General features: G+C 64.7%; 15 protein-coding genes. 2 read left to right on the top strand and 13 right to left on the bottom strand.

The features are described 5' to 3' along the window. Positions 1-19 precede the first annotated feature (19 nt). The 8 genes from AC3FNH_RS07380 to AC3FNH_RS07345 form a co-directional block, all read right to left on the bottom strand. Positions 20-1,768 carry a DUF1302 domain-containing protein gene (locus AC3FNH_RS07380; protein WP_488719567.1) on the bottom strand — a complete coding sequence of 583 codons (1,749 nt, stop codon included), beginning with the start codon at positions 1,766-1,768 and terminating at the stop codon, positions 20-22. Between the two features lie 159 nt (positions 1,769-1,927). Further along, positions 1,928-3,304, bottom strand: a complete 1,377-nt coding sequence (locus AC3FNH_RS07375; protein WP_488719566.1) for a DUF1329 domain-containing protein — start codon at positions 3,302-3,304, stop codon at positions 1,928-1,930. A 66-nt stretch (positions 3,305-3,370) separates the two neighbouring features. Further along, positions 3,371-3,802: a c-type cytochrome gene (locus AC3FNH_RS07370; protein ID WP_276101465.1), complete on the bottom strand. Its 432-nt coding sequence runs from the start codon at positions 3,800-3,802 to the stop codon at positions 3,371-3,373. A 2-nt stretch (positions 3,803-3,804) separates the two neighbouring features. Next, positions 3,805-4,260, bottom strand: coding sequence for a c-type cytochrome (locus AC3FNH_RS07365; protein ID WP_276101464.1), 456 nt, complete (start codon positions 4,258-4,260; stop codon positions 3,805-3,807). A 6-nt stretch (positions 4,261-4,266) separates the two neighbouring features. Next, positions 4,267-4,800 (bottom strand): methylamine dehydrogenase light chain, encoded by a 534-nt coding sequence (locus tag AC3FNH_RS07360; protein ID WP_488719565.1) that lies wholly within the window; start codon positions 4,798-4,800, stop codon positions 4,267-4,269. A 1-nt stretch (position 4,801) separates the two neighbouring features. Continuing rightward, positions 4,802-5,440 (bottom strand): methylamine dehydrogenase accessory protein MauD, encoded by a 639-nt coding sequence (gene mauD / locus AC3FNH_RS07355; RefSeq protein WP_488719564.1) that lies wholly within the window; start codon positions 5,438-5,440, stop codon positions 4,802-4,804. Beyond that, on the bottom strand, positions 5,437-6,018 hold the full coding sequence (locus AC3FNH_RS07350; protein WP_488719563.1) for a MauE/DoxX family redox-associated membrane protein: 582 nt from the start codon (positions 6,016-6,018) through the stop codon (positions 5,437-5,439). The genes mauD and AC3FNH_RS07350 overlap by 4 nt, the downstream gene beginning before the upstream one ends. Then, positions 6,015-7,106 carry an amine dehydrogenase large subunit gene (locus AC3FNH_RS07345; protein WP_488719562.1) on the bottom strand — a complete coding sequence of 364 codons (1,092 nt, stop codon included), beginning with the start codon at positions 7,104-7,106 and terminating at the stop codon, positions 6,015-6,017. The genes AC3FNH_RS07350 and AC3FNH_RS07345 overlap by 4 nt, the downstream gene beginning before the upstream one ends. A 392-nt stretch (positions 7,107-7,498) precedes the next feature. Between AC3FNH_RS07345 and AC3FNH_RS07340 the strand changes: the two genes are divergently transcribed. Beyond that, the gene (locus tag AC3FNH_RS07340) at positions 7,499-8,512 is read left to right on the top strand and encodes a helix-turn-helix domain-containing protein (RefSeq protein WP_488719561.1); all 1,014 of its coding nucleotides are present in this window, start codon (positions 7,499-7,501) and stop codon (positions 8,510-8,512) included. Positions 8,513-8,773: 261 nt separating this feature from the next. Here the strand turns inward: AC3FNH_RS07340 and styD are convergent, their stop codons facing one another. The 4 genes from styD to hpaC form a co-directional block, all read right to left on the bottom strand. Then, the gene (styD, locus tag AC3FNH_RS07335) at positions 8,774-10,252 is read right to left on the bottom strand and encodes a phenylacetaldehyde dehydrogenase StyD (RefSeq protein ID WP_488719560.1); all 1,479 of its coding nucleotides are present in this window, start codon (positions 10,250-10,252) and stop codon (positions 8,774-8,776) included. A gap of 110 nt (positions 10,253-10,362) precedes the next feature. Beyond that, positions 10,363-11,760, bottom strand: coding sequence for an MFS transporter (locus tag AC3FNH_RS07330; protein WP_488719559.1), 1,398 nt, complete (start codon positions 11,758-11,760; stop codon positions 10,363-10,365). A 109-nt stretch (positions 11,761-11,869) separates the two neighbouring features. After that, complete coding sequence (locus tag AC3FNH_RS07325; protein WP_488719612.1) at positions 11,870-12,118, bottom strand: tautomerase family protein; 249 nt, start codon at positions 12,116-12,118, stop codon at positions 11,870-11,872. Between the two features lie 205 nt (positions 12,119-12,323). Continuing rightward, positions 12,324-12,821: a 4-hydroxyphenylacetate 3-monooxygenase, reductase component gene (gene hpaC, locus AC3FNH_RS07320; RefSeq protein WP_276101452.1), complete on the bottom strand. Its 498-nt coding sequence runs from the start codon at positions 12,819-12,821 to the stop codon at positions 12,324-12,326. 270 nt (positions 12,822-13,091) lie between these two features. Between hpaC and AC3FNH_RS07315 the strand changes: the two genes are divergently transcribed. Then, entirely contained in the window at positions 13,092-13,727 is a 636-nt protein-coding gene (locus tag AC3FNH_RS07315; RefSeq protein ID WP_488719558.1) for a response regulator transcription factor, read from the top strand. A gap of 17 nt (positions 13,728-13,744) precedes the next feature. Here AC3FNH_RS07315 and AC3FNH_RS07310 read toward each other — a convergent pair whose 3' ends face one another. Beyond that, entirely contained in the window at positions 13,745-15,244 is a 1,500-nt protein-coding gene (locus AC3FNH_RS07310; protein ID WP_488719557.1) for a sensor histidine kinase, read from the bottom strand. Between the last annotated feature and the right edge of the window lie 33 nt (positions 15,245-15,277).

Below are 15,277 nucleotides of genomic sequence, written 5' to 3'. Positions count from 1 at the left end.
CAGGCCGCCCGAATCCTCCTCAGAAGTTCCTCGAAATGAACGCGCCGAAGAAATTCCGGTCAGCCAGCGGCTGATCGAACGTCGATGCGCCCTTGAAGAACATCGCGTAGTTGATGCCGGCCTGCCACGACGCCGGGTTCTTGTTGAACTGCACGTAGAGGTTCAGCGACTTGGCGCCCTGCATGTAATTCGAGCTGAAGCTCGGCGTGCGGCCGTTGACCGCCTGGAAGTAGGTGGCGCCCGGCGTCACCTGCCAGCCCGGCAGCAAGGTACCGTCGTAGGTCCAGTTGAAGTCGACGGTGTAGCCCCACGAGAACGACGTGCCCTGGCCGACGGCGATGGTCTGACCATTGGCGTCCGCGCCGGTCCACGTCCAGTAGCCGGCGGCCGGCACCTGCGTGACCGCCGTGCCGTCCGCAGCGGTGCGGTTGATGCGCGTGCCGGAGCCAATGCCCGGGTACTTCACGAACACCACTTCGGCGAGGAAGGTCGCGGTGTCGGCACCTAGCAGCTTCAGGAACGGCTTGTGGTCGCTTGGCGTCAGGCTTAGTAAGCCGGTCAGGTGAAGCTGGAATTTCTTCTTGTCGATCCAGGCGTCGCAGGTGGAGGCCGGCGACGCATTCGTGTTCGCGTCGGTCGGACCGCCCTGCCCGTAGCAGGCAGACAACGACACCGCGTCATGCGGGCGATAGGAAAGCTCGGTACCGAAGGCCCAGTTGCCGACCGGCATGTTGGCGCTGATGCCATACAGCTTGCGGTCTTCCAGGTACTTCCAGCGTGCCGCCGAGCCATTGTCCGTGAACTGCAGGACTGGCGTCTTGTCGTGGTAGTTCAGCATGTAGAAGCCGAAATCGGCCTCAACCCCGGTAGGCTTGTAGTGCATCGAAATGCCATATTGCCCCTGGCTTCGTGCCTTCACGTCGCCACCGATCGGTACTGCGAAGCCGGGCTGCTGTCCCGTGCGCGCCGCCGCGGCCAGGTCCAGGCCGCCAACGTTGAAGTTGTTCGGGTCGAGGTAGACCGCCTGGCGGCCCTTGTCGAACGTGTCGGCAACCGAGAAGTACGTGCCGACCGGCGGGAAGCGGTACTGGTTCCAGCCGAACTGGTAGTAGGCTTCCATGTTCAGGCCGTGCCCGAGGCCCGACGCAAAGCTCAGCATCGGCGCCGGCAGGACCGCTTCCTTCAGTTGCGTGCCCGGCATGGAAAGGCGGTTCAGGTCATAGCCGTTAGTGGCGTTGATGCCGCCCAGGGCGAACACGCTTTCACCCCAGTTGATGACCTGGTTGCCCAGGCGCCAGCGAGCGCGCTGCTCGCCGATCTCGAACTCCTTGCTCACCCACAGGTCAAGCAGGCGCGGATCGCTCACGACCTGGGAGCGTGCGTCGCTGGACAGCCCGGTGCGCTGGGTGTTGGCCGCGGCAAAGTCATAGAGATAGCTGACCCGGCCCATGAAGCGGTATTGATCGGGCAGGCTCAGCAGCAGTTCGCTCGTTCCCTTCAGGTACGCGGAAAACAGCTGGCCGCGCTTGTAGTTCAGGTTGCCGTCGTCGCCGTTCGCCCACTGCCCCGTGTTCACATTGCCCCCGCAGTACGAGGGATCGCCGATCATCGAGCAGGACTGGCTTCCGGCCCGCATCCCGAGACCCGCGGTGATTGTTGTATCGAACGCCCCACTGATTGATTCGCCTTCGAACGTAAAGGCAAACGACGACTGGGACGCCAGCGCGCACACCGCCGCGGCGATGGCGCTGATTTTGGCGGCTCGCATGATTCCTCCATCCTAAGTTGGACAAGATTGAAGACGCTGGACGCGTTTCCGGGCGTTTCGTGGCGGCGCGCCCCGTTTTTTATTCATCGTCGCCGCCACGCCCTTTGTTTTTCTGGTTACTGCCGCATTGACTGCTGCAGTTGCCCTCCTGGGCAGGCCCTACCGTTCGCTGATGGCGCGCAGGTTTTCGCCGGTGTAGAAGCTGTCCTTGAAGCGGACGTCGGTGGTCTGCGGGAACCAGCGGATGTCCTTGCTCGATCCGAACGGATGCAGGTCGAACACATAGCGCCCATCGGTCAGGTCATACTGGACAAACGGCAGCACGTCGCAGCTGCCGGTCTCGAAGACCGGCGTCACGTAGCCTTCGCGCAGCTTCCACAGCTTGCCCTGCGTGTCGTAGTCCTCGGCAACCAGGATGTTCCAGCTATCCTCGTCCACATAGAACGTGCGCTTCGGCGAGATATGGCGGGTGCCGGACTTGACCGTGGCCTCGATGACCCACACGCGATGCAGTTCGTAGCGGCGGAAGTCCGGGCTGACGAAGTTCTCGCCAAGCACGTCGTGCAGCTTGGCGGCCGGGTCGAACATGTTCACGTTGTTGTACGGAACATAGATCTCCTTTTTTCCGGCCAGCTTCCAGTCGAAGCGCTCGATGGTGCCGTTGAACAGCAGCGGCTGGTCCATCGTGTACTGGTTCTCGAAGCCAATCTGCGGCGCGTCATAGGCATATGACGGCATGCGGCGCACGCGGCGCTGGCCCGGGAAGTAGTAGAAGGTTTCGCTGACCTTGTCGGTATAGACCGTCTGCACCAGGCCCTGGCCGGCCAGTGCGGTCGGCGCCTTGTAGGCGTAGTACGTGAAGTACTCGACCGGCGGCAGGTCGGACAGGTTCTTGCTGCCCTTGGCGCCCCACGGGAAGTACAGTGTCTGCACCGAAACGGCCTCGATCCAGTCCGTGCTGCCCTTGCGCGGCGACACCACGGTCGTATTCGACGGCAGTTCGATACCCACGCCGCGATAGCGCATCTTGAAGTTCCACATCACTTCGGCGCCGGTCTTGGGCATCGGGAACGGCGTACCCGGCAGCGTCGCCTGCGCCAGGCTCCAGCCATCCGCGCCGAGCTTGGCCGTGCCCACGTTCTTCTTCGTGTTCTCGGCGAAGAAGTCGGGCGCGCTGCAGTTGCGGTGCGTCGGATACACGTCCATGCGGTATCCCTTGGTCTGCTTGATAAAGGCGACCTGGCCCGGGGTCAGCTTGTCGGCAAACTTGTCCACGTTGCCGGCATCGATCGACACCTGCGGCTTCTCGCCCCTGTACTTCCAGAAGTCGGCGCGCTTCTTGCCGTAGCTCCAGCCGTGGCCGACGTCGCCCGGCGCCCAGGCCGGGACCAGGCCGTCCTTGCTGGCTGCCTTCTCTCCGCCCAGCGAGGTCAGGTCGTTGCCCAGCCGCTCGGCTTCCTGCGCGGACGCGCATTGAATCGTGGTGGCGCCGATGGCCAGCAGGCTGGCCAATGCGATTGAAAGGCGTTGTCTCATCGAAAGTCTCCTGCCTTGATTAGTTAATGCCGATTGATGTAAAGAACTCCGTTTGCCGAATGGCGATCACCTGACGTCCTGACCCGCGTCCCGCAATCCCTGGATGACCCGCTCGCGTGCCCTCGGGATGTCGACCGGCGCCGCTGCGCGCAGCCGGTGGACTTCGCCTGCCGTGTATGGCGCCGCGCCCTGTGGCATCTCTGTCTTGCTGAAGTTGTCGAGCATCCACGCCAGTACCTCGGTCACCTCCTGGTCCGAGAGCGGCGCGTTGGCCGTCCCCGGCACCTGCACGAGGAACGCCCGCCCTTGCGGCGTATGGAGGAACTTGCCGATCGACCCGCGCAGGTCCGGTATCCCGCTTGCCTCGTTGCCCGCGCCGTCCGTCAGATGGCAACCGGCGCAGCGCAGCATGTAGTTCTGCTTGCCGAACTCGGCGCCAAAGGCGGCAAGCGGGACAAGCGTTGTCGCCGCGAGCAGAAGAGGCCAAGGGAAACGCATCGCTACTCCCCGAGCAGCGTCTTGCGCAGCCCGTAGACCTGTGCGGGCTTCATCGGGCTCGTGCGTGCCTTGGACACGTCAGCCGCCTCCACCGCAAATCCCGCCGCGCCCGGGTTCAGTTCGCCAGACAGGTAGGTCATGACCGCGGCCAGCTCGGCGTCCGACATCGCGCCTTGCGGCGGCATGATGCCGTTGTAAACCTGCCCGTCCACGCGCAGCGTGCCGGACATGCCCGACAGGAGCAGGTGCGTCAGGTAATCCTTGCCCTGCGCCCCGCCAAGCTGCTTGTCCAGGCTGCCTGCCAGTGGCGGCGCCAGGCCCGGGATGCCCGCGCCACGTTCGCCGTGGCAGGCCATGCAGGCGGACTTGAATACGGTTTCCCCCGCGCTCTCGGCGTGGACGGAAGCCGCGCCGGGCAACGCGAAGGCCAGCGCGAGCAGCAAAGAAGTCGGCTTCATCGACATTTACCTCGCCTCCGCCACGCCCATCGATACCACCACCGTGCAGTGGTACGAGGTGCTGTTGGTATGCGCCATGCACCAGTTCACGTCGTTGTGCTCGCCCATGCGGTACCCGGGCTTGTCGCCGATGTTGTTGTTGCACGCGCAACGGCCGCAGGGCGTGCTGCCGCAGCAGTCGTTGTAGCTGATCAGGTAGTCCTTGCCGTCCTTCGGGTTGTGGCAGGTGCCGATCCATGCCACCTTCGACGCCTCCGTGCCAGGCGGGCAGGAATTGATGGTGCCGCCGCAGCAGGTGCAGAGAAAGCCGTCAATGGCGCAGTAGCGCCAGTACTCGCAGGCGGTGTCGTCCTGCACGCTGCCTTTGGCGCCGCCGCCGTGGCCAGCCGCATGGGCGTTAGTACGGTCAAAGGGCAGGACGGGCAGCGTGATCGCCGAGCCGAGCGCAAGCTTGCCCAGCCTCGTGAGGGCGGAACGCCGGGAAGTCCGGTGCGCGACGCCACGCGAGAGATTTTCGAAGAGCCGGTCGAACACGTTCATGTCAGTGCGCCCCCACCGCGTGCACGTGTTCGTGCGCCGGTTCCCGGACCGTCAGGAAGTCCTGCACCGATGCCACGCCAAGTTCACGCGCGGTAAAGAGGCTCTCGAACTGTTCCCGCGAGTTCACCAGGCCCTTGGCCTGCACGGTGCCGGCCTCGCCGATCAGCACGGCGTAGGGCAACTTCGAGACGCGCCAGGTCATGCCCAGTTCGTGCGACAGTACATATGGGAACGCCTGCAGGCCTGCGCGCCGGACAAACTCGAGGTGTTCCGGCTGCTCGCCGTCCGAGGCCAGCACCACGCGCAGCCAGCCGCTTTCCCGCTGGGCGATGCGCTTCACGATGGGCAGCAGCTTCTTGCAGACCGGACAGGTCGGCGAGACGAAGAACAGCAGCGTGGCCGATTTGCCGGCCTGCCCGAACGGCGAGCCGATCTGCAGGTCCTCGCCAGCCAGCGTGCGGTACACATTCGCCGGGGCGCGGTCGCCGACCTTGGGACCGTCATCCATCATCAGCGCCCCCATGGGCGCCACGCGCTCGTAGAGCACGCCGATCTGCCGCGTGAGCGCAACGCAGATGGCCAGCACTGCCAGGAGCAGGATCCAGAGTAAGACGTGTGAAATGAGGAGTGAATCGCTCATGGGTGTTGCCTCGCGGTGTTGGATACAGGACTGTTGGGACTGTTGGGACTGTTGGGACTGTTGGCGATGAGTTGGGTGAAGGCCACGTGGACGCCCAGAAGGCTCATGGCACCCCCCGCAATGGAGAGGTAGTCGAACAGGGACAGCGCACGCCCGGCGGGCACAGCGGTCAGGCCGGCGGCAACCAGGATCAGCACTGTGTTGCGCGCCAGGATCGGCCAGGACAGGCGCGAAGCCCCCTGCGCCCCGCCGCAGCCGCAGTCGATATCGACATTGCCGCGCGCGAGGTTGATGCCGACCGCCAGCGTGACGATGCCGAGGAAGCCGACCGGCACCCAGGCGCCCCCGCTTACGGACAGCAGTTGCAGCGAGAGCACGCCGCTGACCGCTTCGAGGGCAACCACCAGCATGGCGGCGGCTTTGACGGCGGGATCGGGAATCAGGCGATAGGCGGCGAGCGTGCCGGTGAACGCCTCGAATGCCATCGCCTTCAACGTGGCGCCGACGAGGAACAGCAGGGCCAGGAACGTGCGTCCCACGCCGTGCGCCACCGGATCGCAGATCAGGTCGAGGCTCATTGGACCCCCAGGCTCACCGGAACTTCGACCAGCCCGTCCATGCGGGCCAGCGGCTTGCCGCGCCCGCTCGGATCGAGGCTCACCACGCCGGCCCTGGCACCGTCCAGCACGAACAGCCTCGGCCGCTCACCCCGGCTGACTGCCAGCGCCATCGCGTTATTGCCTGGCAGGCGACTGACCAGCTTTAGCGCTGACAAGTCGTATACCCAGATCTCCTTCGCCGGACTCTTCTGCGTGCCATTCGCGCCCTTCGGATGCATGGCGACGTAGAGACGGCCGGATCCTGCGTGCAGCGCCATCGGGTGGTAGCCGCCCGGGCGCCAGCCACCCTTCACGTCGGCCGGCTTCGTCACAAGATTCCACGGCTCGCCGAACGTGGCGACCTCACCCGCGAGATTTACCGGGTGGACAACGCCGTGATAGCTGACGAAGTAGTACTGGTCGCCGGTATTCGCACTGGAAATGAAGACCGGATCCTTGTCGGGATCGAAGAACTTCCTGCTTTTCTGCTGCGATACCGCCTTGCCTTCGGCGTCGAGCGTGACGGTCAGCAGTGTGCCGTCGCCGCACAGTGTCGAGAAGCGGTTGGGTGCGCTCATCGACGGCGCGATCGACCAGCAGCCCGGCGTAGGCACCTCGCCGATGAAGGTGTGGTTGCGCACGTCGACGACCGAGACCGAGGTCGCCGGGGTCGCGTTCTGCACCAGGACAAAGTGGCCGTCCGAAGTGGCGTGCATCAGGTCGCGATATGGCAGCGACTGCGCATGCTTGGGCGGGATGGGGATCTCGGCCTTGCGCTTCAGGGTCAGCGCGTCGAGGACCTCGACCTGGTCGAGACGGTCCCCGCGGTTGAGCTTCGAGTAGTACTGCGTGGCGATATAGATCTCGCTGCGATCCGGCGACAGGGTGGTCAGCCCCATGCCGCCGGTGGCGAACACGCTCAGCACGCGCATCTTGTCGCCGTCCACGATAACGAGGCGCGAATCCGCGAGATGGGACAAAGCAGCGTCCTGCAGATACAGGCGGTACGGGTTGCCGGGCGCAAGGACCTCTGTGGTCAGCGTCTCGGGCTCAGCGTGCGCGGACATCACGATGGCTGCGCACGCACACCCCATGAGAGCCTGGCACACGCGCCGGATGGGACTGGTAGTACGGGTCTTCAAGTTGGGGCTCCACGGATCGGCTCTGCTGTGCTGTGCTGTGCTGATGCATTCAGGTGCAATGCCGACTTCTGTTTCGTCATCACAAGTCTATGGATGGCGCTATCGCATCGTTATCCGTTTTCCGCATTTCTGCGCGCACTGTTTGCGTGCGTCCTGCGCAGGCGTGCCGCACGCTTCGCAGGCGCTGTGGCGCGAAATGCAACGCGTTGCCTTGATTTCTGTTGCATGGGTCTTTCCCGGATTGCTGGCACTGCATTTGCTACGTATAAAGTCGTCATGATGGGCCGTTTGCAAGCGCATCCAATGCGCGGAAAAACATGAACCACCGATTTGAAGAGATACGCGCTGAGCGCAACGGCATGAGCACCCATGCGACCATCCGCTCGGTCGTCACCAATGACGTGCATGAGCAGGCCTCAGGCCTTGCGGAGTGGGGCCAGCACTACGAGCAGTTGAGCGCAGGCAGGTTCGACGGCGCCGTGACGGAGATCCGCTTCCTCGATACGCAGATCTACGGGGAGCGCTCCAACCAGTCCGTCCATATGACCGGCGATGGCATCCCAGGCACGCGGAATTTCACGATTCCCTACGACATGAGCGGCTCCGGCTCGTTTCACGGGCACCCGCTCACCGACGATTCCCTGCTGATGTTCGCTTACGGCGACAGCCTCGATTGCCGGACCCCGCGGGAACTGCGTCTTGCCGGGGTCTCCTTTGATACGGGCGTACTTGCAGAGCACCTGGAAAGCACATCGCGCGACGATGTCGTGCATCGGCTGACGGGCAAGCACTTGGTGCCAGCCGAGCGCGGCGCCATCGGCCGCATGCGTCTGCTGATCGTGTCCATGCTCGCCACGCTGGCCGGCGATCCCGTGCTGCTGGAAGACGAGGCGATCCAGCGGAACCTGCAGAGCTCGCTGCTGGACAACGTCTCAATGCTGCTCGCCACATCGGAAGAGCTGCCGCCGGTGCCGGCGTCGTACAGTGCGCGGCGCGCCATCGTCGAGCGCACGAAGAACTATGTCATGGCCAATATCGGCGAGCCGCTCACGATTGCCGATCTGTGCCGGGCCGCTGCCGTGAGCCGACGCAACCTGGAGTATTGCTTCAACGAGGTCCTGGCGCAGAGCCCCGCGCAATACCTGCGCACGGTGCGCCTGAACGGCGTGCGGCGCGAGTTGCGCAAGGAAGAAGCCAGCAACGTTCAGAGCGTGGCGGCGCGCTGGGGCTTCTGGCACATGAGCCGCTTCGCCCAGTCCTACCACGCCATGTTCGGCGAACTGCCCTCGGAAACCCTGCGCGAAAAAAGGACGGTGCGCGTCGCCACGTGAGTCCGCGACCACCGCGCACCGGCTTTCCGGTTGCCTTTCAGGCCGGTTTCAACGTTCCCTTCCCCCCAGATATGCCTCGACAGCCGCGCACGCGTATTCGATCAGCACGGGCGTAAGGTTCCTCGCCGTCTCCGTTTCCTTCTTTTCATGGACCCAGCCGAGGTAGGTCGTTCCCCGGGCGGCCATGAACCCGGCACCGCGCGGACACTGCCCTCGGTGGTGAAGTCTGTGGTGGTCATGGCGCGGCTGCCGGCGGCTGGCTCAGTACGCGAAGCAGACGGACTTCGTCTCGGTGTAGGCATCGATGATCGCCTTGCCGTGCTCGCGGCCGACGCCCGACGATTTGAAGCCGCCGAACGGCATGGCCGGATCGACCATGTTGTGCGAGTTGACCCACACGGTTCCGGCTTCGATACGGTCGACCACCTGCAGCGCCTTGTCGAGCTGGTTCGTCCAGACGCTGGCGCCCAGGCCGTACTCGCTGGAGTTGGCGGCCGCGATCACTTCGTCCAGGTCGTCGTACGGCATGGCCACCAGCACCGGACCGAAGACCTCGTCGCGAACCAGCGACAGCGGCTTGCAGTGCTCGTTCGCCACCACCGTCGGCTTGACGAAGTAGCCATCGCCCGGCACGGCGCCGCCGCCCGAGACGATTTCGCCACCCTGAGCGCGGCCTTCGGCAATCATGCCAACGACCCTGTCGCGATGGCGGGCCGACACCAGCGGCCCCATCTGCGTGCGCTCGTCGAAACCGGAGCCGAGCACGAGGCTGTCAGCCACCGCCGCGATGCCGCCGACGATCTCGCTGAACTTCGCGCTGGGCACATACAGGCGCGAGCCGGCGGTGCACACCTGGCCGTGGTTGAAGAAGATGGCGTTGGCCGCGCCCTCGATCGCCTTGCGCGGATCGCAGTCATCGAGCACGATGACGGGACTCTTGCCACCGAGTTCGAGCGATACGCGCTTGATATCCTGCCCGCACTGCGCACCTATGATGCGGCCGACCTCGGTCGAGCCGGTGAAGGTGACCTTGCTCACGTCCGGGTGGCGCACCAGCGCCGCGCCGGCGGTCTCGCCACGGCCGGTCACCACGTTCAGCACGCCTTTCGGGAAGCCGGCTTCGTGCGCCAGCTCGGCGAGGCGGATGGCCGTCAGCGGCGTTTCCTCGGCGGGCTTGAGCACGACAGTGCAACCACAGGCCAGGGCCGGCGCAATCTTCCACACCGCCATCAGCAGCGGAAAATTCCACGGCACGATCGCGGCGACGACGCCAGCCGGCACGCGGCGCGTGGACGCCTGGTAGCGCACGCCCGGCGGAAATGCCAGCGACAAGTCGATGGTGCTGCCCTCGATCTTGGTCGCCCAGCCGGCCATATAGCGCAGCCACTGCGCACTGCCACCCACTTCCAGCATCTTTGAGAAACCGAACAGCTTCCCCTGGTTCAGGGTTTCCAGCGCGGCGAGTTCGTCGCAGTGCGCTTCCACGAGGTCGGCGAGCTTCAGCAGCAGATGCTCGCGCTGGGCCGGGGGCATGCGCCGCCACGCGTCCGACTCGAAAGCGCGCCTGGCCGCGCCAACCGCCGCAGCGACGTCTTCGCTGTCGCCATCGGCCACCTGCGCGATTTCCTCGCCCGACGAAGGATCGTAGACAGCGAAGGTCTTGCCGCTTTGTGCGCTGACCGGTTGCCCGTCGATGAACATCTGGGTACGGATATTTGCAAACAGTTGCTGGATCTGCATTTCAACCCCTGATCTGTCCGGCATTCACACCGGCACTTGAAAGACAAGACAAGGTGGAGCGCCCCCGCGCGGTAGCACGGCTGGCACCTGATGGGCATGAACTATCGGATTCAGGCGGCGCGCGTCCCGGCCGAGCCTGCGCGTGCGAACGAGATCACCACGAATGCGCCGAGCACGAGTACCGCTGCCGCGTACAGCAGCCCCGACGTGAAACTGCTGGTGACATCACGCAAGTACCCGACGATCACTGCGTTCAGCGCCGCGCCGACGATACCGGCGGCGTTGATGAACGCAATCCCGATGGCGCGGTGATTCGCGGACAGCGCGAGGTCGGGCAGCGTCCAGAAAATCGTCATGGCCGCATAGGCACCGGCCGACGCCGCGCACAGGCCGGCAAGCTTGACCAGCGGGTCGGCGGCAAACGATGTGAGTGCCCAGCCGGCGCCGGCGAACAGCATCGGCAGCGCGACGTGCCAGCGGCGCTCCTGGTGCTTGTCGGAACGGCGGCCCCACACGACCATCGCGGCGATGGTGACAACGTGCGGCACGGCGGTCAGCATGCCGATGGCGAGATCGCTGCTGCCCTGGTTAAAGCTCTTGACGATCTGCGGTACCCAGGTGCTGATCATCCCTAGCGTGTTGACCAGCAGGAAGTAGGCAACGGCCAGTTTCATCACTGGCAGCGAGAACAGTGCCTGCGCCAACGACACCTCATTCCCCTCCACCTTCCGGACCGGGCTGCCGGCGGTATCCCTTTCCATCATCGCTGCCAGCCGCGCGCGCTCGGCGGGCGTCAGCCACTTCGCCTTTGCGGGTGTGTCATCCAGATATAGCCAGACCGCGATGCCAAGCAGTGCCGAAGGCAGCCCTTCCAGCATGAACAGCCATTGCCAGCCGTGCAGCCCGTGCAAGCCGTCGAGCTTCAGCAGGTAGCCAGAAACGATGGCGCCGACTGCCGACGTGACCGGCATCGCGATCATGAAGAAGGCGTTGGCACGCGCGCGGTGCGCCGCGGGGAACCAGAACGTCATGTACAGCAGCACGCCGGGCAGGAAGCCTGCCTCGGTGATGCCGACCAGGACGCGCAGCACGTAGAGGCTGTTGGCATCCCACGCGAACATCGTCGCCGTGGAGGCGAGCCCCCACGCCACCATGATGCTGGCGATCCAGCGGCGCGCGCCGAGCTTGCCGAGCATGATGTTGCTCGGAATCCCGAACAGGATGTAGGCGCCGTAGAACACGGTGGACGCCAGGCCGAAGGCCGTGGCCGACAGGCCGAGGTCGCGCCCCATGGTCAGTCCCGCGAACCCGATGTTGATGCGGTCGAGGAACGAGAACACGAACAGCACGAACAGGAAGCCGATCAGCCGCCGGTAGATCTTCCCGACGACGGCTTCGTCCGCCGCGGCGTCCGCGGCATGGACGTCGGCAAAGTGCTCGCCCGCCTGGGGCGGCGATACGGCCGGGGCTGGCATGGCATCGATCATCAGATCGCGATCTGGTCTCATGATTGTCTCCTTTCTCTTCTGTGGATGGCCGGCGCGACGACTGCGGTGGGCTGATGCCTCTGTCAGACCGCTGTGCTGTGCGGTTCAGTGTCGCGCTGTGTCAGGGCGCCTAGCGCCCCAGCGCCTTGGCGGTCTGGCCGCCGATGGCGTAGTCGGTCCTGGGCACGTCGAGGAACATCACCCGGACCGAGGAGCGGTCCACGCCCAGCGAATTGACAGCGGCGTCGGTAACCTCGGTGATGAAGGCCTCCTTCTGCTGCTGCGTACGGCCCTCGATCAGGTAAATCTGCATGACTGGCACTGCGTCTCTCCTTCTGCGGTTCGGTAGTTCTGGACTTCCGTTGTCTACGGTTGGAATCCCAGTGCAGGGTATGACGTACCGCGAGCGGGCGATATTGGGTCGCGTTCGGGCTCGACTGAGGATTCCGACGGGGGTGTGTAGGTATTTCCTTTAGGTCGCCCTGAAAGGGCTCATGACCGAGCCACCCGCGTGGGGCACTCCTGTAAAGAAATGCGCCCATGTGCCTGGGCGCTTATTTCGGCGCAAGCGCGGGCGGCGGACGCTATCGCGAACGCTGGACCCGGTGGAAGTCGCGGTTGAAATACACCAGACCGCCCCCCTCCTCGTTCACCGCGATGCGGTCGAGCGTGACGAAGACGACCGAGTGCGATCCCACCTCCTTGCAGTCGCTTATGGTGCCTTGCAGCTTGACGATGGCGTCGCGCAGGGCCGGCTGGTCGGCATCGCAGTGGTCCCAGATATCCCAGGCGAAGCGGTCCTCCATCGGCACCTTGGTCATGCCGGAAAAGTGCCTGGCAAGTTCCTCCTGCTCGCTGCTCAACACATTGACGCAGAGGCGGCCATTGCGCTGGAAAATGCCGTGCGACGCACTGCCGCGGTTGACGCAGACCAGGATCGTCGGCGGCGAGTCGGTCACCGAGCACACGGCGCTGGCGGTGATGCCGCACCGGCCCGCGTCACCTTGCGTGGTGACGATATTGACCCCTGCGGGCAAGTGCGCCATGGCCTGGCGGAATTCGGTTTGATTGACGGCGTTCATCGGGTGGTCTCGCTAGGGGGCGCGGTCGGCCTGGTTGCCGACCTCGTTGCCGGCTTGTACGAAAGCGTAGGGCAATGCCCCCTCCACCCGCTATTCATAGGATCTACCCTGATTCACAGGGTTGTGCGCCACCTTCTACGTGTTTTCTTTATCGTGGACCCGGTAGTACCTGGTGTACGCTTCAAACCACAAGCACCCGCCGGGCAGAACGCACAACAGATGCACACCGGGCGGAAATATTCAGCATTTGCCACAAAGAGCGCCTCCGCCATGACCGCTTCATCGGCTATCGTCTACATCGTCGACGATGACAAAGACCTTCGCACCTCCCTGGCCTGGCTCCTCGAGACAGTGTCCGTCCAGGCCGAGTGCTTTGCCGGCGCGCGGGAATTCCTGGCCGCCTACGATCCGAAGCGGCCCGCCTGCCTGGTACTCGACGTGCGCATGCCCGAGACCGGCGGCTTCCAGCTCCAGCAGATCCTTAACGACAGAGGCGCTACGCTGCCGATCATCTTCGTCTCGGCGCACGGCGACATCCCCATGTCGGTGAAGGCGCTGCAGAACGGAGCCATCGACTTCGTCGAGAAGCCCTACAACCCGCAGCAGATGCTCGAGAGGATCCAGGCCGCACTGAAGCAGGCCGTGCAGATGCACGACAGCGCCGAGCAGCGCCAGAAGATCCGCGCAAAGCTGGACAAGCTGACCACGCGCGAGCAGGAGATCCTGTGCCGCGTGCTGGACGGCAAGGCAAGCAAGGTCATTGCCGACGAACTGCACATCAGCGTGAAGACCGTTGACGTCCACCGTACCAAGATTCGCGAGAAGCTCGGCGTGGTGAGCACGGCCACGCTGGTGCGGGACGTAATGGAGGTCTGGGCGTCGTCGAAGAGCGGCGCGCCAGGCTAGCGCGCCAGCCGGCAAGGCTAGCTGGCCGCCTGCTCCGCGCACAACGGTACCGAGAACGCGAACGACGTGCCGAACGGTGCGCGATTCTCAGCCCAGATGTCGCCCCGATGCCGCGACACAATGCTCTTGCAGAGCGCCAGCCCGATGCCGTTGCCGGCCGGCTTGCCAGAGAAGAAGCCGTCGAAGATCCGCTGGCTCGCCGCCTGCGGCAGGCCGCGCCCGAGGTCGTGCACGATCAGCATGGCCTTGTCACCCTGGTCGCCTGTCGTGCAGGTTTCGATGCGCAGCGTGCGCCGGTCGGGTGGCAGCGCCGCCATTTCCTCGATCGCGTTGAACGCGATATTCAGGATCACCTGGCCGATCAGCACCTTCTCGCAGCTGATCGGCAGCGTCTGCGGCGACAGCGCCAGTTCCAGCCTGACGTCCGCCTCCTCGCACTTCAGCGAGATGAAGTAGGCGCTGTCATGGACGATGTCGTTCAGGTCCACCAGCGCCTCGGCCTGCTCCAGCTTGACTACGTACTCGCGGATACTCTTGATGATCAGCGACGCGTGCTCAACCTGGCGTGCAGCCGCCTCCAGGCCGAAGCGGATCGAGTCCGGGTCGGCCTGGTTCTTCGCCAACCGCATGGAGACGCCCTCAATGAAGTTGCGCGTGGCCGCTAGCGGCTGGCTCAGCTCGTGCGCGATGGTCATCGCCATTTCTCCCATCGCGTTGTAGCGCGCGAGGTATTCGATCTCGCGCTCGCGTTCGCGCTCCAGTGCCTCGGCCTCGACCTGCGCCGTCACGTCGCGGAAGAGCAGCAGGTAGCCGCTGATGTCATCCTCGATTTCCACGTAGCGCGTGACAGCCTGGTGCCAGCGCAACTCGCCCGTTGCCGCGCGCACCTGGAAGCGCGTGGAGAATGCGCCGCGCATCGCCGAATCGGGCGCGACGTGGTCGCGGAGCACCTCCAGGAGCGGGGTTTCGCACAGGCTGTCGAGCCCCGCTCCGAGCAGGTCGCCCTCGACGCGTCCGAGAATCCGGCACGCCGATTCGCTCACGTATGCCACGTGCCCGCCGCGATCGACCACGAGAACCCCTTCGGCCAGGTCCTGCATGAACGCCCTGAGCCGGCTTTCCGAGCGGCGCAGTTCGCGCTTGAGCGCTTCCTCCGCCGAAATATCGCGGAACTGCACCATCAGCACGTCGCGCGCCTCCAGCGCCACGCGCGTGGCGATGGCTTCCGACAGGATCTCGTTGCCGTTCTTGGCGCGATAGCACCACTCGATCACGCTCTGGCCCGTTCGGGCCGCCTCGTCGAGCCACTGGAGCCCGACCTCGCGCCGGTACTTTTCCGCACTGCTGGTCATGTCCGGCGCCTTCAGCGCCGGAAATTCCTCGAGCGTGAAACCCAGCGTCTCGCGCGCGGCATGGTTCGCCCACAGGATGGATTTGGTTTCGGCGTCATGGAGGATCACGCGCAACGTCAGCGCCTCGACCATGCGAAAGAAGTCGTCTTGTCCGAATCGATACATGTTGCCTCGAGCCATACCGCTGGAATGAATCAA

Source organism: Cupriavidus sp. 22TCCZM01-5 (genome assembly GCF_057798915.1).
The sequence above is the reverse complement of the archived record's forward strand: the minus strand, read 5'-3'. Positions and strand labels throughout refer to the sequence as shown.